This window comes from Streptomyces sp. NPDC059852 (genome assembly GCF_042731455.1).
Lineage (GTDB): Bacteria > Actinomycetota > Actinomycetes > Streptomycetales > Streptomycetaceae > Streptomyces.
The window spans coordinates 33,148-50,303 of record NZ_JBHWJK010000035.1 but is presented as its reverse complement, the minus strand read 5'-3'; the positions used below and the strand labels follow the sequence as shown (position 1 = coordinate 50,303).

Annotated in this window: 20 protein-coding genes; 13 read left to right on the top strand and 7 right to left on the bottom strand. The window is 73.5% G+C overall.

Annotation, left to right across the window (positions count from 1 at the left end; genetic code table 11):
• Positions 1-89 precede the first annotated feature (89 nt).
• From ACFV46_RS30960 to ACFV46_RS30945, 4 genes are read left to right on the top strand one after another with little or no spacing between them, the layout of a single operon-like run.
• Positions 90-1,016: an ABC transporter ATP-binding protein gene (locus tag ACFV46_RS30960; protein WP_361936777.1), complete on the top strand. Its 927-nt coding sequence runs from the start codon at positions 90-92 to the stop codon at positions 1,014-1,016.
• Positions 1,013-1,753 carry an ABC transporter permease gene (locus ACFV46_RS30955; protein WP_385500657.1) on the top strand — a complete coding sequence of 247 codons (741 nt, stop codon included), beginning with the start codon at positions 1,013-1,015 and terminating at the stop codon, positions 1,751-1,753. The genes ACFV46_RS30960 and ACFV46_RS30955 overlap by 4 nt, the downstream gene beginning before the upstream one ends.
• A complete protein-coding gene (locus ACFV46_RS30950; RefSeq protein ID WP_385500655.1) occupies positions 1,750-2,913 on the top strand; it encodes a sensor histidine kinase in 1,164 nt (387 codons plus the stop codon). Before ACFV46_RS30955 ends, ACFV46_RS30950 begins: the two co-directional genes overlap by 4 nt.
• A complete protein-coding gene (locus ACFV46_RS30945) occupies positions 2,910-3,524 on the top strand; it encodes a response regulator transcription factor (protein ID WP_376729412.1) in 615 nt (204 codons plus the stop codon). Before ACFV46_RS30950 ends, ACFV46_RS30945 begins: the two co-directional genes overlap by 4 nt.
• A gap of 16 nt (positions 3,525-3,540) precedes the next feature.
• Here ACFV46_RS30945 and ACFV46_RS30940 read toward each other — a convergent pair whose 3' ends face one another.
• Positions 3,541-4,392 carry a transglutaminase-like domain-containing protein gene (locus ACFV46_RS30940; protein ID WP_385500653.1) on the bottom strand — a complete coding sequence of 284 codons (852 nt, stop codon included), beginning with the start codon at positions 4,390-4,392 and terminating at the stop codon, positions 3,541-3,543.
• Positions 4,393-4,431: 39 nt separating this feature from the next.
• Positions 4,432-5,424: a GNAT family N-acetyltransferase gene (locus ACFV46_RS30935; RefSeq protein ID WP_376729411.1), complete on the bottom strand. Its 993-nt coding sequence runs from the start codon at positions 5,422-5,424 to the stop codon at positions 4,432-4,434.
• A gap of 140 nt (positions 5,425-5,564) precedes the next feature.
• Here ACFV46_RS30935 and fdxA point away from each other — a divergent pair, with 140 nt between their 5' ends.
• Together fdxA and ACFV46_RS30925 are read left to right on the top strand one after the other, a co-directional pair.
• Positions 5,565-5,885 (top strand): ferredoxin, encoded by a 321-nt coding sequence (gene fdxA, locus ACFV46_RS30930; protein WP_010474859.1) that lies wholly within the window; start codon positions 5,565-5,567, stop codon positions 5,883-5,885.
• Between the two features lie 111 nt (positions 5,886-5,996).
• Positions 5,997-7,115 (top strand): bifunctional succinyldiaminopimelate transaminase/glutamate-prephenate aminotransferase, encoded by a 1,119-nt coding sequence (locus ACFV46_RS30925; RefSeq protein ID WP_385500651.1) that lies wholly within the window; start codon positions 5,997-5,999, stop codon positions 7,113-7,115.
• A gap of 67 nt (positions 7,116-7,182) precedes the next feature.
• On the opposite strand, the gene ACFV46_RS30920 is transcribed toward ACFV46_RS30925, so the two are convergent.
• Together ACFV46_RS30920 and ACFV46_RS30915 are read right to left on the bottom strand one after the other, a co-directional pair.
• A complete protein-coding gene (locus ACFV46_RS30920) occupies positions 7,183-7,659 on the bottom strand; it encodes an ATP-binding protein (protein ID WP_361936763.1) in 477 nt (158 codons plus the stop codon).
• A gap of 344 nt (positions 7,660-8,003) precedes the next feature.
• A complete protein-coding gene (locus tag ACFV46_RS30915) occupies positions 8,004-8,972 on the bottom strand; it encodes a heavy metal transporter (RefSeq protein WP_385500650.1) in 969 nt (322 codons plus the stop codon).
• A 94-nt stretch (positions 8,973-9,066) separates the two neighbouring features.
• On the opposite strand from ACFV46_RS30915, the gene dapE reads away from it, so the two are divergent.
• Together dapE and ACFV46_RS30905 are read left to right on the top strand one after the other, a co-directional pair.
• Positions 9,067-10,146 carry a succinyl-diaminopimelate desuccinylase gene (gene dapE, locus ACFV46_RS30910; protein ID WP_385500648.1) on the top strand — a complete coding sequence of 360 codons (1,080 nt, stop codon included), beginning with the start codon at positions 9,067-9,069 and terminating at the stop codon, positions 10,144-10,146.
• Between the two features lie 118 nt (positions 10,147-10,264).
• Entirely contained in the window at positions 10,265-11,023 is a 759-nt protein-coding gene (locus ACFV46_RS30905) for a TIGR00730 family Rossman fold protein (RefSeq protein WP_361936758.1), read from the top strand.
• A 32-nt stretch (positions 11,024-11,055) separates the two neighbouring features.
• Here the strand turns inward: ACFV46_RS30905 and folP are convergent, their stop codons facing one another.
• Positions 11,056-11,916, bottom strand: coding sequence for a dihydropteroate synthase (folP, locus tag ACFV46_RS30900; protein WP_361936756.1), 861 nt, complete (start codon positions 11,914-11,916; stop codon positions 11,056-11,058).
• Between the two features lie 138 nt (positions 11,917-12,054).
• Here folP and ACFV46_RS30895 point away from each other — a divergent pair, with 138 nt between their 5' ends.
• The gene (locus tag ACFV46_RS30895) at positions 12,055-12,411 is read left to right on the top strand and encodes a DivIVA domain-containing protein (protein WP_376729408.1); all 357 of its coding nucleotides are present in this window, start codon (positions 12,055-12,057) and stop codon (positions 12,409-12,411) included.
• Positions 12,408-12,995 (top strand): DNA-3-methyladenine glycosylase I, encoded by a 588-nt coding sequence (locus ACFV46_RS30890; RefSeq protein ID WP_151785712.1) that lies wholly within the window; start codon positions 12,408-12,410, stop codon positions 12,993-12,995. The genes ACFV46_RS30895 and ACFV46_RS30890 overlap by 4 nt, the downstream gene beginning before the upstream one ends.
• A gap of 35 nt (positions 12,996-13,030) precedes the next feature.
• Here the strand turns inward: ACFV46_RS30890 and ACFV46_RS30885 are convergent, their stop codons facing one another.
• Positions 13,031-13,834, bottom strand: a complete 804-nt coding sequence (locus ACFV46_RS30885) for an enoyl-CoA hydratase-related protein (RefSeq protein ID WP_361936750.1) — start codon at positions 13,832-13,834, stop codon at positions 13,031-13,033.
• Positions 13,835-14,217: 383 nt separating this feature from the next.
• On the opposite strand from ACFV46_RS30885, the gene ACFV46_RS30880 reads away from it, so the two are divergent.
• Positions 14,218-14,385 (top strand): DUF3117 domain-containing protein, encoded by a 168-nt coding sequence (locus tag ACFV46_RS30880; RefSeq protein WP_003966491.1) that lies wholly within the window; start codon positions 14,218-14,220, stop codon positions 14,383-14,385.
• Between the two features lie 91 nt (positions 14,386-14,476).
• Here ACFV46_RS30880 and ACFV46_RS30875 read toward each other — a convergent pair whose 3' ends face one another.
• Positions 14,477-15,175: an O-methyltransferase gene (locus ACFV46_RS30875; protein WP_361936779.1), complete on the bottom strand. Its 699-nt coding sequence runs from the start codon at positions 15,173-15,175 to the stop codon at positions 14,477-14,479.
• 163 nt (positions 15,176-15,338) lie between these two features.
• Between ACFV46_RS30875 and sigE the strand changes: the two genes are divergently transcribed.
• The gene (gene sigE, locus ACFV46_RS30870; RefSeq protein WP_225994466.1) at positions 15,339-16,109 is read left to right on the top strand and encodes an RNA polymerase sigma factor SigE; all 771 of its coding nucleotides are present in this window, start codon (positions 15,339-15,341) and stop codon (positions 16,107-16,109) included.
• The gene (locus tag ACFV46_RS30865; RefSeq protein WP_385500644.1) at positions 16,106-17,077 is read left to right on the top strand and encodes a zf-HC2 domain-containing protein; all 972 of its coding nucleotides are present in this window, start codon (positions 16,106-16,108) and stop codon (positions 17,075-17,077) included. Before sigE ends, ACFV46_RS30865 begins: the two co-directional genes overlap by 4 nt.
• Positions 17,078-17,156 lie beyond the last annotated feature (79 nt).

Below are 17,156 nucleotides of genomic sequence, written 5' to 3'. Positions count from 1 at the left end.
CCCCCTGGCCCGCCGTATGACATCTGTCATCCGGCACACAGGACCGGCGGCACTGCCGGGCACCCCCGCCCGGCGGCCAGGCTGGACCCATGACAACGACAGCCGTGGAAACGGCCGCCGCGGTGGCCGGCTTCGACCGGGTGACCAGGACCTACGGGGACGTACGCGCCGTCGACGGACTGACGCTCGCGCTGCACCCGGGAGAGACCGTCGCCCTGCTCGGCCCGAACGGGGCCGGCAAGTCCACCACCCTCGACCTGCTGCTCGGCCTCAAGCGGCCCGACAGCGGCACGGTCAGCGTCCTCGGCACCGACCCGCGCGAGGCGATCGTCGCGGGCCGGGTGGGCGCCATGCTCCAGAGCGGCGGGCTGATGGAGGGGGTCACCGTCGCCGAACTGGTGCGCCTGGCCTGCTCCCTGCACCCACGGCCGTACCCCGTCTCCGACGTCCTCGCCCGCGCCGGTGTCACCCAGATCGCCGACCGCAAGGTCGACAAGCTGTCCGGCGGGCAGGCGCAGCGCGTCCGGTTCGCCCTCGCCACGGCCGGCGACAGCGACCTGATCGTCCTCGACGAGCCCACCACCGGCATGGACGTCACCGCCCGCCAGGCGTTCTGGGCGACCATGCGCGAGCAGGCCGACCGGGGCCGTACGGTCCTGTTCGCCACGCACTACCTGGAGGAGGCCGACGCCATCGCGGACCGCGTCCTGGTGCTGCACCGGGGCCGGCTCCTCGCGGACGGCACCGCCGCCGAGATCAAGGCGAAGGCGGGCGCCCGCCGGATCTCCTTCGACCTGGACGGCCCGCTCGACACGGACGCGCTGCGGGCGCTGCCCTCCCTGACGCGCTGCGACGTCTCCGGCCAGACCGTGCGCATGCAGTCCGCCGACGCCGACGCGACCGTGCACGCCCTGTACGGCCTCGGCCTGTACCCCCGCAATCTCGAAGTCGCCGGGCTCGGCCTCGAGCAGGCGTTCGTCGCCATCACCGCCGCCGAGGAGGCCCGCCCGTCGTGAACGCCCTGATCCGCCTCGAACTCGCCCGCGCCCTGCGCAACCGCAAGTCGCTGTTCTTCTCGGTGGCCTACCCGTCGATCCTGTTCCTGCTGATCGCGGGCACCGCCGACAGCACCACGAAGGTCGACGGCACCGGACTGACCCTGCCGACCTACATGATGGTCTCGATGGCGTCCTTCGGCGCCCTGACGGCCGTCCTGATGGGCAACAGCGAACGCATCGCCAAGGAGCGGGAGAGCGGCTGGGTACGGCAGTTGCGGCTCACCCCGCTGCCCGGCCGCGGCTACGTCCTCGCCAAGACCGCCGGCGCCGCCGTGGTGAGCCTGCCCGCGATCGTGATGGTCTTCCTGGTCGCCGCCGTCGGCAAGGACGTGCGCCTGGACGCCTGGCAGTGGCTCGCCCTCACCGGGGCGATCTGGACCGGCAGCCTGGTCTTCGCCGCGCTGGGCGTCGCCATCGGCTACCTCGCGACCGGTGACGCGGTCCGGCCCATCACGATGATCACCTACTTCGGTCTGTCCATCCTCGGCGGCCTGTGGATGCCGACCACGACCTTCCCGGGCTGGCTCCAGGACATCGCCGAGTGGGTTCCCACCCGCGCGTACGCTGCACTGGGTCAGGCCATCGAACAGAGTCAGGCCCCGCACGCCGGGGACATCGCCCTCCTCGCCGTGTTCTTCGCGCTGTTCAGCGGCGGCGCGGCCTGGCTGTACCGAAAGGACACGCTGAAAGCGTGAGCAGCGTCGGCATGGGGCAACGCCCGCAGAACCGCAGACAGCAGGTCGTCAAGTTCCTCTGGGTCGGGATCTGGCTCGCCTACCTGGGCGCGCCGGTCGACGACCTGCTCCACGGAGGCCACAGCGACGGGGTCGTGGTCCTCGGATGGATCGGCCTGGCCGCCTTCGTCGCCTGGTACTTCGCGCTGGTCTTCCGCGCCGGACGCGGCGAGCACAACCGCGTCGTGCTCGGTTCCGTGGCGGTGCTGGCCGCCCAGTCGACCGTGCTCAGCCTGACCCTGGGCCGGCAGTGGCTCGTGCTCTTCGTGTACGTGGCCATCGCCTCGGGCGCCGCCCTGCCGTTCCGCCTGGCCCGCTGGACGATCCCGGCCGTGTCCGCCCTCCTGACCGGCGCCGCCCTCGCCGTGCCGGGCGGCACGTCCTTCCTGACCGGGCTGCTCTTCCCGGCCCTGCTCGGCGGCTTCTCCATGACCGGCGTGCGCGAGCTGATCCGCACGACGATAGAACTGCGGGAGGCCCGCGCCACGGTCGCCCGGCTCGCGGCCAACGAGGAACGGCTGCGGCTCGCCCGCGACCTGCACGACCTGCTCGGCCACTCGCTGTCCCTGATCACGCTGAAGAGCGAGCTGGCCGGCCGGATGCTGCCGGGCCACCCGGACAAGGCGGCCCAGCAGGTCGCCGACATCGAACAGGTCAGCCGGCAGGCGCTCGTCGACGTCCGCGCCGCCGTCGCCGGCTACCGAAAGCCCCGGCTCCTGGAGGAACTGGCGGGCGCCAAGGTCGCGTTGACGGCGGCCGGCATCACCGCCGAGCTGCCCGCCGAACCGGACCTCGCCGGTGTCCCGGAGGACAGCGAGACGGCCCTGGCCTGGGCGCTGCGCGAGGCCGTCACCAACGTCGTACGGCACAGCGGTGCCCGGCGCTGCACGGTGGAGCTCCTGCGCCGCCAGACGCTGGACGGCCTCCTCGTGGAACTCGCCGTGGAGGACGACGGTCAGGGCGGTCCGGGCGGTGCTCCTGGGCATGGTCTGACCGGGCTCACGGAACGCCTGGCCCAGGCCGGCGGCACCCTGGAGGCGGGCCGGACCCGCGGCGGTTTCCGCCTGATCGCCCGGGCCCCGGCCACGGGTGTCCCGGCGGACGTAGGATCCGGCGCATGAGCCCGACGATCAAGGTCCTCCTCGCCGAGGACCAGTCCATGGTGCGCGAGGCCCTGGCCGCCCTGCTCGGCCTGGAGGACGACATCGAGGTGGTCGCCCAGGTGGCACGCGGCGACGAGGTACTGGCGGCGGCCCGCGCGCACGACGTGGACGTGGCCCTCCTCGACATAGAGATGCCGGGCGCGACCGGGATCGAGGCGGCCGCCCTCCTGCACGCCGAGCTGCCCGCCGTGAAGCTCGTCGTCCTGACCACGTTCGGCCGCCCCGGCTACCTCCGCAGCGCCATGGAGTCCGGCGCCGACGCGTTCCTCGTCAAGGACGCCCCGGCGGCCCAACTCGCCGAGGCGATCAGGAAGGTGCTGGCGGGGGAGCGGGTCATCGACCCGATCCTCGCCGCGGCGGCCCTCGCCGAGGGCGCCAACCCGCTCACCGACCGCGAGCGGGAGGTGCTGCGCGCCGCGGAGGACGGCTCCACCAACGCCGAACTCGCGGCGGCCCTGCACCTGTCGCAGGGCACGGTCCGCAACTACCTGTCGACGGCGATCCAGAAGCTGGCGGCCCGCAACCGCGCGGAGGCGGTGCGCATGGCGAGGGAGAAGGGCTGGCTGTAGTCCGGCCGCCCAGGGGTCAGTTGAGCAGGGCCCGGGCGGCGCGGGCCTCCGCGCGCACCTGCTCCGCCGCCCCCTCGTCCACCACGTCGATCAGCTCGGCGTACTCCTCCAGCTCCACGGCCCCCCGCACGAAGTCACCGCGCAGGACCAGCAGCTTGCCCCGCTCGAACCGCAGCCGGGCCGGGTGCGCCGGCAGCAGCAGCGACAGCTCCACCGCCCACAGCGCCACATCCGTCCGCTCGGGCCGGGCCGCGGCCCACGCGCGCACGTTGTTGAGGATCCGCGTCACCACCTCCAGCGGATCGGCCGGCGTCAGCATCGACGGCTCCAGCGGCGCCCCCGTCGCCCCGGCCACCAGCACCTCCGCGTCGGAGCCGGTCAGCACCCGCCCCCCGTCGAACGGGTCGGCGAGCACCTGCTCCCCGGCAGGGCCGAACCCGACGACGAAGTGCCCGGGCAGCGCGACCCCGTACACCGGGGCCCCGGCCCGCCGGGCCACCTCCATCCACACCACCGACAGCAGGATCGGCAGCCCCCTGCGCCGCAGCAGCACCTGATGCAGCAGCGACGACTCCAGCCGTTCGTAGTCCGCCGCGCAGCCGCGGAACCCGTGCCGCTCGCCGAGCAGGTCCCGCAGCGCCACCGCCCACGCGCGCGGCCCGCCCGGCCGGTACGGCAGCCGGCCCGCCAGCTCGTCCAGCTCCAGCTGCGCGGCGTCCATGCCCGCCTCGTCCAGCTCCCCGTCCGCCTCGGCCCCGATGAGCAGGCAGAGCGCGGACAGGTCGGGCCGCTCGGACCGCGCCTCCTCGGCGAACCGCCGCCGCAGCTCGGCGGAGCGCTCGGGGGTCGGGGGATACAGGGGACGCATAGCCGGCTCGTGCCCTTCCACGGTGATCGGTACCGCCGCTCAGGCGGATCGGTAGTGGTGGTACGCGTGGTGCGCGGCGAAGCCCATCCCGGCGTACAGGCCGCGCGCGCCCGCGTTGTCCGTCTCGACCTGGAGCCAGGCCGCCGACGCCCCCTCCTCCAGGGCCCGCGCCGACAGCGCGGCCATCACCCGCCGGGCCAGCCCCCGCCGTCGCATCGCCGGGTCGACCTCGACCGCGGAGAACCCGGCCCACCGGCCGTCCACGACACAGCGCCCGATCGCGGCGGGCGCCTCGCCGTCCCCGGCGGGGACGGACGCGAACCACACCGACGGGCCGCTGCCCAGCACCTTCAGGGCCACGTCGCTCACTCCCTTGCGCTGATACCGCGCAAGCCAAGCCTCGTCCGCTTCCCGGCTCAGCACCACTCCGGAGCCCTCGTGCCGGTCGGCGACCGGGGCCGGCGCCCCGATCCACAGCTCGGCGGTCACCTCGCGCTCCCAGCCGCGCCGCTCCAGCTCCGCGCACAGCCGTTCCTGGGTGCCCTCGGCGCCGGTCGCGGTCTGCAGGTAGGCAGGCAGTCCCCGGTCGGCGTACCAGCGGCGCACGGTGTCGAGCGCGGCGTCCAGCGGCAGCCCGGGATCCCCCATGGGCAGGACGGAGTTGGCGCGGCGGGTGAAGCCGGCGGCGGCGCGCAGCTCCCAGCCGCCGAGCCGCTCGCTCTCCACGGGCCGCCACGCGCGCGCCGCGACACGCGCGAGCTCCTCATAGGTCGCGGCGGGGCCGCGGCGGCGGGCCGGAGCGGCCGGCACCACCTTCCCGGCGACCAGCGAGGCTTCCGGAATGTGGACGGTCTCACCACTCTTCCGTGTGATCAGCAGCACTCCGTCGTCCCACGATGCGAGCACGCCCACCGTGTCGGTGAACTTCTCACCCGGACCAGCGGCATCGGCCAGGCGGCGTACGGAGACCCGTTTGCCCACGTCAGCAGCGGTGATACGGACCTCAAGGCGCCCGGTCGCAGAGATTTCCACAGGTCAGTTCACCCCTCCTGTTCGGATCATGCCCAAGAACGGAGATACTAGGGGCGGGCATCGACGACGCCGCGCTCCCGCGCGCCAGGCGGCGGAGCCTGAGGAGGCCCGCCAGCGCCCAATCGAGGAGGAACGACAGCGTGACCTACGTCATCGCGCAGCCTTGTGTCGACGTCAAGGACAAGGCGTGCATCGAGGAGTGCCCGGTCGACTGCATCTACGAGGGCCAGCGGTCCTTGTACATCCACCCGGACGAATGCGTCGACTGCGGTGCCTGTGAGCCGGTCTGCCCGGTCGAGGCGATCTTCTACGAGGACGACACTCCGGAGGAGTGGAAGGACTACTACAAGGCGAACGTCGAGTTCTTCGACGAGCTCGGCTCCCCCGGCGGCGCCAGCAAGCTCGGTCTGATCGAGCGGGACCACCCCTTCATCGCCGCGCTGCCGCCGCAGAACGGGTAACCCCCATCGGCGACCCGCCCAGCGTGCCGCCTCGGTCCCGTACGGCCTCGACCGCCGTACGGGACCGGGGCGTCGGCGTTTCCGGCCGTACCAGAAAGTGAGCGACATCCCGTGTCCGCAGTCTCCGACCGCCTCCCGACCTTCCCCTGGGACAAGCTGGAGCCGTACAAGAAGACGGCCGCGGCGCACCCGGACGGCATCGTCGACCTCTCCGTCGGCACCCCGGTCGACCCGGTTCCCGAGCTGATCCAGAAGGCGCTGATCGACGCGGCGGACTCCCCGGGCTATCCCACGGTGTGGGGCACCCCGGCGCTGCGTGACGCGATCACGGGCTGGGTGGAGCGCCGGCTCGGCGCCCGCGGTGTCACCCACCGGCACGTCCTGCCGATCGTCGGCTCCAAGGAGCTGGTCGCCTGGCTCCCGACGCAGCTCGGTCTCGGTCCCGGCGACCGGGTGGCGTACCCGCGCCTGGCGTACCCGACGTACGAGGTGGGCGCGCGGCTGGCCCGCGCCGGGTACGAGGTGTACGACCCGGAGACATTCGCGGCCGGCGCCTCGGGGGCCGAGCTGGACCCGCGCGGGCTGAAGCTGCTCTGGCTGAACTCCCCGTCCAACCCGACCGGCCAGGTCCTCTCGAAGCAGGAGCTGACCCGGATCGTCGCCTGGGCCCGCGAGCACGGCGTCCTGGTCTTCTCCGACGAGTGCTACCTGGAGCTGGGCTGGGAGGCCGAGCCGGTCTCCGTCCTGCACCCGGACGTCAACGGCGGCTCGTACGACGGCCTGGTCGCCGTGCACTCGCTGTCCAAGCGCTCGAACCTCGCCGGGTACCGCGCCGCCTTCCTGGCGGGCGACCCGGCCGTGCTGGCCCCCCTGCTGGAGATCCGCAAGCACGGCGGCATGATGACGTCCGCGCCGACCCAGGCGGCCGTGGTGGCGGCCCTGGGCGACGACGAGCACGTCCGCGTCCAGCGTGAGCGCTACGCGGCCCGTCGCGCCGCCCTGCGCACGGCCCTGGAGGGCCACGGCTTCCGCATCGAGCACAGCGAGGCGAGCCTGTACCTGTGGGCCACGCGGGACGAGTCCTGCTGGTCGACGGTGGCGCACCTCGCCGAGCGCGGCGTCCTGGTGGCGCCCGGCGACTTCTACGGCGAGGCCGGCGCCCGGCATGTGCGGGTGGCGTTCACGGCCACCGACGAGCGGGTGCGGGCCGCGGTCGAGCGGCTGGCCTGAGACACACGCAGCGGCGGGGTCCGGGAAGCGTCCCGGACCCCGCCGCTGTCGTCCGCGTGCGGCCGCGTCAGCCGATCGGCAGGCCCTGCACCGGCAGCGAGCCGGTGGCGGGCAGCCCGCCCTGCGTGGCGGCACCCGCGGTGTCGCCGAGGACGGTGCCGACCGACCCGGCCACGCCGCCCGCGGTCTGCTGGGCGGTCGGCGCGGCCTTCTTCGCGACCTTGCCGCCGGTCTTCGTCACCTTGCCGCCGGCCTTCTTGGCGGCCTTCGTGCCCTTCTTGGTGACCTTGTCGCCGGTCTGCGTGGCCGTCGGCAGCGCCTGGTCGACCGCGCTGTCGACGGCACCGCTCGCGAGCCCGGTGGCGTTCTGGGCGGCGCCGTCGACGACGCTCGAGCCGTCGAGGGCGGAGAGCCCGCCGAGCTTGGACGCGTCGGGCAGTTCGGGGGCCGCGCTGGCGGAGCCGGCCGCACCGACCCCGGCAGCCGCTCCCGCAGCGACGATCAGCGCGGCACGGGCGATCCGGCGGGTCAGGGGGAGGGTCATGATGCTCCTTCGACGGGTAAGTCGGATGAGAACGATGAAGTGTCCGACCAGGCCCGGCAGTTGACCGACAGGCTGTTGATCTCCGGGCTCGGCGCAGTGACTACCGCTCGAAGGCCGGGAAGGTTGCGGCGCGACAATGTAAAGAGTTGGCAATGCGTCGCATAATCGCCTGCGGACAAAAACGGGCATAACGCTCTGCGTCGAAACGGGTGCGGAACCCTTGCATCCCTTTGTTCCCAGGGGTTTTGGCCGCGCGGGACCGGCCGGGCGGAAGCCTGCCCGCCCCGGCGCCCGGCGACACCCGCGGTAACCCCGCGGAGTGAGTCCCTGAACGTCTGCCCGTACTACCGCGACGTGGTGATCCGGACCGCGTCCACCGCGCTCCCGCTGTCCGGGGCGCCCCGCGCCCCGCTCGCCCGCCACCGGCTGTCGGTGTGCCCGGCGGTCCACTCCCGCCCCGCGAACGCCACCCGCTCGATGTGCAGCCGCGACGCGTTGGCCACGGCCCAGTGCGCCAGCTGCCAGCCGCGCTCACCGGCCGCCCGCTTCTTCCCGTCCCGTCCGTCCGCGGCCACCGGCAGCACCACGGTCCGCCCGTCCCCGTCCCGCACGCCGGACGGGGAGGGCGACGCCGTGCCGCCCACCTCGGCGGCGGCCGACTGCAGCGCGTCGCGCCCGAAGTCCCGCACCAGCGCCGCCCGCACCCGGTCCGTACCCGCGGTGGGCGTGGTCTCCGGACGGCCGTCGCAGGTCAGCGTGGCGGCGGCGCGGCCGGTGAGGGCGGCGGCCAGCAGCTCCGCGTCCGCCTCGTGCTTGGCGTACGCCTCGGGGAAACCGCTGCGCTGCACGCGCTGCGCGGCCTGCGTCAGCGGCAGCCGGGTGTAGTCCGGGACCTTGACCAGGTGCTCGTAGAAGGCGCCGGCCGCGTACGTCGGGTCCATGATCTGCCGCTCGGTGCCCCAGCCCTGCGAGGGCCGCTGCTGGAACAGGCCCAGCGAGTCACGGTCGCCGTGCCCGATGTTGCGCAGCGCCGACTCCTGCAGCGCGGTCGCGAGCGCGATCGTCACCGCCCGCTCGGGCAGCCCCCGCCCGGTGCCCACCGCGGCGATCGTCGCCGCGTTCACCGCCTGCTCCGGCGTGAACTCGTACCGCGCCCCGTCCCCCCGGGCGGAGACGACCGCGCAGCCCGGCGTGCGCGCGCCACCGGTGACGTACTGCACGGCGAGGTACCCCGCGACGGCGAGCAGGACCAGGAGGGCCGCCCCCCTGCGGAGGAGGCGGCCACGGCGTGAGGAAGGCGACGTCTTCGGCACGCCTCCAAGGTAGCCGAGGCTACTGAGTGGTAGGAGGACGGTGGGAAAAGAGGGACGGGACCGCGGATCGGGGCCGCGGGTTAGGGTCGGCCCCATGGCCGACACCTCCCTTGACCTCAGCCTCGACGCCGCCCTGCTCACCGCCCGGCTGGTCGACCTCCCCTCCGAGAGCGGCTCGGAGAAGCCCCTCGCGGACGCCATCGAGGCCGCCCTGCGCGCCCTGCCCCACCTGACGGTCGAGCGGTACGGCAACAACGTCCTGGCACGCACCGACCTCGGCCGGCCGGAGCGGGTCGTCCTCGCCGGGCACATCGACACCGTGCCCATCGCGGACAACGTGCCCTCGCGGCTCGACGACGACGGCGTCCTGTGGGGCTGCGGCACCTGCGACATGAAGGCCGGCGTCGCCGTCCAGCTGCGCATCGCGGCCACCGTCCCGGCCCCCAACCGCGACCTCACGTTCGTCTTCTACGACAACGAGGAGGTCGCCGCCGAGCTCAACGGCCTCAAGCACATCGCGGAGAACCGCCCGCAGTGGCTCGAGGGCGACTTCGCGGTGCTCCTGGAGCCCTCGGACGGCGAGGTCGAGGGCGGCTGCCAGGGCACCCTGCGCGTGCTGCTGAGGACGAAGGGCGAGCGGTCCCACTCCGCGCGCTCCTGGATGGGCTCCAACGCCATCCACGCGGCCGCCCCGATCCTGGCCCGCCTCGCCTCCTACGAGCCGCGGTACCCGGTGATCGACGGCCTGGAGTACCGCGAGGGCCTGAACGCGGTCGGCATCTCCGGAGGCGTCGCGGGCAACGTCATCCCCGACGAGTGCGTCGTCACCGTGAACTTCCGCTACGCCCCCGACCGCACCGAGGAGGAGGCCGTCGCGCACGTCCGCGAGGTGTTCGCCGACTGCGGCGTCGAGGAGTTCGTCGTGGACGACCACAGCGGCGGCGCCCTGCCCGGACTGTCCCACCCGGCCGCCGCCGCCTTCATGGAGGCCGTCGGCGGCGTCCCCCGGCCCAAGTACGGCTGGACGGACGTCTCCCGCTTCTCCGCCCTCGGCGTCCCCGCCGTGAACTACGGCCCCGGCAACCCGCACCTGGCGCACAAGCGGGACGAACGCGTCGAGACGGCGAAGATCCTCGCGGGGGAGGAGCGGCTGCGCGCGTGGCTCACCGCGTGACCCGATCGGGGCGCCGGGGGTTTGGGACGACGCGGGGCGGACATGCTGACGTCCCTCGCGGGTAACCCGCGTAGATCTACGCTGAGGTGGAACGTCCTGGCACACGGAGGGAGCGCACATGGCTACCGGTAACCCCGAGGGGAAAAAGCAGCCACCCGACGAGCAGCGGCTGGGGCCGGTGCTGCGCCGGCGCCACCAGGTGCAGGCCGGCACCACCGACCAGCGCCTGCTGGACGAGCGCGCCCCCACCGACTGGGTCCACACCGACCCCTGGCGGGTCCTGCGCATCCAGTCGGAGTTCATCGAGGGTTTCGGCACGCTCGCCGAACTGCCGCCCGCGATCAGCGTGTTCGGCTCCGCGCGCACCCCGGTGGACTCCCCGGAGTACGAGGCCGGGGTGCGGCTGGGCCAGGGCCTGGTCGAAGCCGGCTTCGCCGTGATCACCGGGGGCGGCCCCGGCGCCATGGAGGCGGCCAACAAGGGCGCCCTCGAGGCGAACGGGACCTCCGTCGGCCTGGGCATCGAGCTGCCCTTCGAACAGGGCCTCAACCCCTACGTCGACATCGGCCTGAACTTCCGGTACTTCTTCGTCCGCAAGATGATGTTCGTCAAGTACGCCCAGGGGTTCGTGGTGCTCCCGGGCGGCCTCGGCACCCTCGACGAACTCTTCGAGGCCCTCACCCTCGTCCAGACCCAGAAGGTCACCCGCTTCCCGATCGTGCTGTTCGGCACCGCGTACTGGGGCGGCCTGGTGGACTGGCTGACCAACACCCTGGTGGCCCAGGGCAAGGCGTCCGAGCAGGACCTTCTGCTGTTCCACGTCACCGACGACGTGGACGAGGCGGTCGCCCTGGTCTCCAAGGAGGCGGGCCGCTGACCCCGGGCGCGTAAGGGGCGTGGCGGGGGGGCTCAGGCCAGTCCCCGCCGCGCCACGGCCGGCGGCCGGTGCCCGGCGATCGACGCCACCATGTCCAGCACCTGCCGGGTCTCGGCCACCTCGTGCACCCGGTACACCTGGGCGCCCAGCCACGCGGACACCGCGGTCGTCGCGAGCGTCCCGACCACCCGCTCCTTCACCGGCCGGTCCAGGGTCTCCCCGACGAAGTCCTTGTTGGACAGGGAGACCAGCACCGGCCAGCCCGTCTCCACCATCTCCCCGAGCCGCCGGGTCGCCTCCAGGCTGTGCCGGGTGTTCTTCCCGAAGTCGTGCCCCGGGTCGATCAGGATCGACTCGCGGGGCACCCCCAGCGCGAGCGCCCGCTCCGCCAGGCCCACGGTCACCCGCAGGATGTCCGCCATGACGTCGTCGTACGTCACCCGGTGCGGCCGGGTACGGGGCCGGGCACCCCCGGCGTGCGTGCACACCAGGCCCACCCCGTAGCGGGCCGCGACCTCCGCCAGACCGGGGTCCACGCCGCCCCAGGCGTCGTTCAGCAGGTCGGCCCCCGCCTCGCACACCGCGGCGCCGACCTCGGCACGCCAGGTGTCCACGCTGATCACGACGTCCGGGAAGCGCCGCCGCACCTCCGAGACGAACCCGACCGTCCGGCGCGCCTCCTCCTCGGCGGACACCTCCTCGCCGGGACCCGCCTTGACGCCGCCGATGTCGATGATGGCCGCGCCCTCGGCCACGGCCTGCTCCACGCGCGCGAGGGCCGGCTCGTCGTGGAACGTCGCCCCCTGGTCGTAGAAGGAGTCCGGGGTCCGGTTCACGATCGCCATGATCACCGGCTCGTGCGCGCCGAACTCGCGACTGCCCAGCCTGAGCATCCCCTGTTGACCTTCCCTCGACATTCCCGCTGCGTGCGCCCTTCGGGCCGCCTGCGACCCTAACCGTCAGCGTCGCATGGCACGATCGGACCCTGACACACCCGACCGCTCGCATCACGGACCGTGGGGGCCACAGCGATGCTCATGTTCTTGTTCCTGGTCGTCGCGCTGGCCGTCGTGGTCGGCGCGGTGACGCTCGCCGTGGTGGGCGGCGGCGAGGGCGACGGACCGCTGCCGGAGGCCGCGCCCGAGCGGCTGAGCGACCCGCTGCCGCCGGACCGCCCCGTCGGCCGCGCCGACGTCGAGAGCCTGCGCTTCCCGCTCGCCGCCCGCGGCTACCGCATGGCTGACGTCGACGACGCCCTCAGCCGCCTCGGCGCCGAGCTCGCCGAGCGCGACGCCCGGATCGCCGACCTGGAGTCCGCGCTGGCCGGCGCGCGGACCCCGCGGGGCCAGGTCTCCATGGAGAAGCCCGACCAGGAGGACCGGCGGTGAGCGACGGCTCGGCCCTCGCGGGCCCGGACGGCGCCCGGCGCTGCCCCTGGGCCCTGTCCACCCCGGACTACGTGGCCTACCACGACGAGGAGTGGGGCCGTCCCGTCCACGGCGACGACGCCCTGTACGAACGGCTCAGCCTGGAGGCGTTCCAGTCCGGCCTGTCCTGGATCACGATCCTGCGCCGCCGGGAGGGCTTCCGGGCGGCCTTCGCCGGGTTCGAGATCGCCCGGGTCGCCACCTTCACGGAAGCCGACGAGGAACGCCTCCTCGCCGACACCGGGATCATCCGCAACCGGCTGAAGATCGCGGCGACCGTGGCCAACGCGAAGGTGCTGGCCGGCTGGGCCCCGGGCGAGCTCGACGCCCTCATCTGGTCCCACGCCCCGGACCCGGCCGCACGCCCGGTCCCCAAGACCCTGGCGGACGTCCCCGCGGTCACCCCGGAGTCGACGGCCCTGTCGAAGGCCCTGAAGAAGCGGGGCCTCAGGTTCGTCGGCCCGACGACGGCGTACGCCCTGATGCAGGCGTGCGGCCTGGTCGACGACCATCTGGCGGACTGTGTGGCGCGGGGCGCCGCCTGACGCGGGCGGCGCCCCCGCGCCCGGCGGCCCGGGTGTCAGCGGCCCAGGTAGGCGGGCCTCTCCTTGTTCACGAACGCCCGCACCGCGATCGCGTGGTCCTCGGAGGTGCCCGCGCGCGTCTGCAGCTCGTCCTCCTTGTCCAGGGTCTCCTCCAGGGAGTGCGACAGCCCGAACGCCACCGCCTCCTTGATCGCCCCGTACGCCACCGTCGGGCCCGCGGCGAGCCCGCGGGCCACCCGCTCGGCCTCGGCGCGCAGCTCCGCGGCCGGCACCAGCCGGTTCGCGATCCCCAGGTCGTACGCCTCCTGCGCGCTGATGTTGCGCGGGAAGAGCAGCAGGTCGGTGGCGCGGCTCGGGCCCACGACCCGCGGCAGCGTCCAGGAGATCCCGGAGTCGGCGGTCAGCGCCACCCCGGCGAACGACGTGTTGAAGGCGGCCGTCTCCGCCACCACCCGGTAGTCGGCGGCCAGCGCGAAGCCGAGGCCCGCCCCGGCGGCGACGCCGTTCACCGCGGCCACGACCGGCTTCCGCATCCCGGCCAGCGCCCGGACGATCGGGTTGTAGTGCTCCTTGACCGTGGTCATGGTCAGCTTCGTCCCGGACTCCCGGTCGGAGGCCAGCAGCCCGATGTGCTCCTTCAGGTCCTGACCCACGCAGAACGACCGCTCCCCGGCGGCCGTCAGCAGCACGGCCCGGACGGCGTCGTCGGCCGCGGCGGCCTCCACCGCGTCCCGCAGGGCGACCTTCGCGGCGATGTTCAGCGCGTTCATCGCTTCGGGGCGGTTCAGCGTGATCGTCGCCAGCCCGTCGCTCACCTCGTAGAGCACGGTGTCGGCCATGGCGTATCCCCTCCGGTGTGGCGGCTCCGGGCGTACGCGTACTCGTCGGTACGCCCATGTCTGAGGGACAGCATGGCGGAGATCATGGTCCGCCACGGGCACGGGAGGTGTGACCTGCGTCAAAGAACGCACGCCCGGGCGTGTGCTGCCGAAGTGTGCGGGGTGGCGCAGTATGGCAGCCACATCGCCGAATTGGGTGGTTTTGCTCGCGCGCGTTGCCCAAGCGATGCCTACTGATGTTGGTCATCGGGTCCTGGCATGCGGGATAATGGCTGGGAAGCAATGTGTTCGATGCCGGTGTCGCGTGTCTCACTCGCGATGCGCGTGCCCTCCATGGGGCCGTCGGCTTTGACGATGAGCTGGTTTCAGGAAGGGGAACGAGCATGGCGGCCATGAAGCCGCGGACGGGCGATGGCCCGCTCGAGGTGACCAAGGAGGGGCGGGGCATCGTCATGCGCGTTCCGCTCGAAGGCGGCGGTCGGCTCGTCGTCGAGCTGACCCCTGACGAGGCCGACGCGCTCGGCGACGCCCTCAAGAAGGTCGTCGGCTGACGCGGACGCGACCCCACCCTTTCGGTGGCCCCGGCATTCCACGGATGCCGGGGTCACTGCTTTCCGGGTCCCGGGGAGGCCATGGGGGGGCTCAGCGCTTGACGGCGCACAGCAGGCCGTCGCCCACCGGCAGCAGCGACGGGACCAGCTCCTGGCTCTCCCGCACCGCCCGCAGCAGCTCCCGGACCCGTATGACCTCGGTGGGCTGCGGTCCGGAGTCGACGGTACGGCCGTTGGCGAAGACGCCCTCGAAGGCGACCAGGCCGCCGGGGCGCAGCAGACGCATCGATTCGGCGAGATAGTCGAGGAACTCCAGCCGGTCGCCGTCGCAGAAGACGAGGTCGTACCCGGCGTCCGCGAGGCGCGGCAGGACGTCGAGGGCGCGGCCCGGGATGAAGCGGGCGCGGTTGCTGGCGAAGCCCGCGGCGCGGAAGGCCTGGCGGGCGAACTGCTGGTGCTCCGGCTCCGAGTCCACGGTGGTGAGCACACCGTCGGGGCGCATGCCGTGCAGGAGATGGATGCCCGACACGCCGGTGCCGGTACCGATCTCCGCGACGGCCTTGGCGTCCACGGTGGCGGCGAGCAACCCGAGCGCGGCGCCCGTGCCGGGCGACACCGAGCGCAGTCCCGCCTCGCGGGCCCGGTCCCGGGCCCAGCGCAGGACGTCGTCCTCGGCGACGTAGGCGTCGGCGAACGCCCAGCTCGTCTGCCGGTTGCCGGTAATGACCCTCTCCTGTCCCCGTGGTTGCCTCGGCGTGACTGTATCCGTTGCGCCCGGGAACCCGCAGATGGGACCGCGCGTTTGGAAGGGTGGGAAGACGAGCGGGGGGACACAGTTGGATCACGATGACGAGCAGGGTCACGAGCAAGTGCTGACGCAGGCGCACCAGCCGTGTCAGCCCAGCTCAAACTCAGGGAAAACCGCTTATCCGGAGCTAACGGGCGAGGTGGCTATGGTAGGGGCTCCACTGGACACCACCAGAGCCGATAGGGGAGGTGCGGCTGCGCCTGCGGATCGGGGAGGGGTGCTGCGGCGCTTCCTCGGATCGGCGGGCAGGCCGAAATCCGTGAACGACACCGCTGACCACAGTCACGCCGGCGACTTCGCCCAGACCGCGACCTTCTCCACCGACGCGGACGGGCAGGCGTGGACTCCGCCCACCTGGGAGGAGATCGTCAGCACCCACAGCGGCCGCGTCTACCGGCTCGCCTACCGCCTCACGGGCAATCAGCACGACGCCGAGGACCTCACCCAGGAGGTCTTCGTCCGTGTCTTCCGCTCCCTGTCGACCTACACGCCGGGCACCTTCGAGGGCTGGCTGCACCGCATCACCACCAACCTGTTCCTCGACATGGTGCGCCGCAAGCAGCGCATCCGCTTCGACGCGCTGGGCGAGGACGCCGCCGAGCGGCTGCCCAGCAAGGAGCCCACGCCCCAGCAGGTCTTCAACGACGCCCACTTCGACGCGGACGTCCAGCAGGCCCTCGACACCCTCGCGCCGGAGTTCCGCGCCGCGGTCGTGCTGTGCGACATCGAGGGACTGTCGTACGAGGAGATCGCCGCGACCCTCGGCGTCAAGCTCGGCACCGTCCGCTCGCGGATCCACCGCGGCCGCTCGCAGCTGCGCAAGGCCCTCGCCCACCGCTCCCCGGAGGCGCGCGCCGAGCGCCGCTCCTTCGTGCCGCGCGTGGCCGCTCTGGGGGGAGGGGGCGCGAGCGCGTGAGCGGCCTTCGACCCGACCCCACCGAACGGCTCCTCGCCGAGCAGCACCTTGGCGACCGCCTCTCCGCCCTCGTGGACGGAGAGCTCGGTCATGAGACGCGTGAGCGCGTCCTGGCCCACCTGGCGACCTGTGCCCGGTGCAAGGCCGAGGTCGACGCACAGCGCCGGCTGAAGAACGTCTTCGCGGAGGCGGCACCCCCGTCGCCCTCCGAGAGCTTCCTGGCCCGGCTCCAGGGCCTCCCCGGGGGAGGTGACCTCGACGGCGGCGGCTCGCCGCTCGGCGGGGGCGGATTCGGGCCCGCCGGACGGCCGGGCGCCGCGGGCGTCTTCGGAGTGAGGCGGGACGACGCGTTCGAGTTCGGGTACGTCCCCTCCGGCGGGCACGCCGCCGCGTTCACCGGAGCCGACCGCGGCTTCCGCACCCACCCGGTGAACGGCCGTCAGGACCCCGACCGCCACGCGTCCTCCCGGATGCGGTTCGCCTTCGTCGCGGCCGGAGCCGTGTCGCTGGCCGCCCTCGCCCTCGGCGGGGTCACCGGCAGCGTGGCCACCGACACCGAGGCGCGCGGCGGCTCCGGCGGCAGCAATGTGACACCGGCCCGCTCCCAGGGCACCGGCGCGACCACGGCCCCGGACACCCAGCGCCGCCGGGGCGCCGGCCCGCTGTTCGCGCAGGGACAGGCGTCCGGAGCGGCGCGGACCCCGGTCGCCCCCACCAGGACGCCCGCACCGCTGCTCCCCGGGATGCCGGCCTCGTCGGCGGTCCAGGACATGCGGACGCTGACGGCCCCCGTGGTGGCGGGCGCCGCCGCCATGTCCCCGCTGATACGTCCGCTGAGCGCCACCCCGCCGCTCAGCCTGACCTCCTGGTCCAAGGACCCCGGGACCACCGCCACCCCGGGCCTGCTCGCCGCACCCGTCCCCGGCACGACCTCCTCACCCTCCGCCTCTCCGGCCACCGGCCCCTGACCCGGCCCTCTGCGCGGCGGCCCACGAACCTGGTTGAATCCGGGGTGGGCCGCGCGTCCGCGTGCCCGCCGGACGGGTG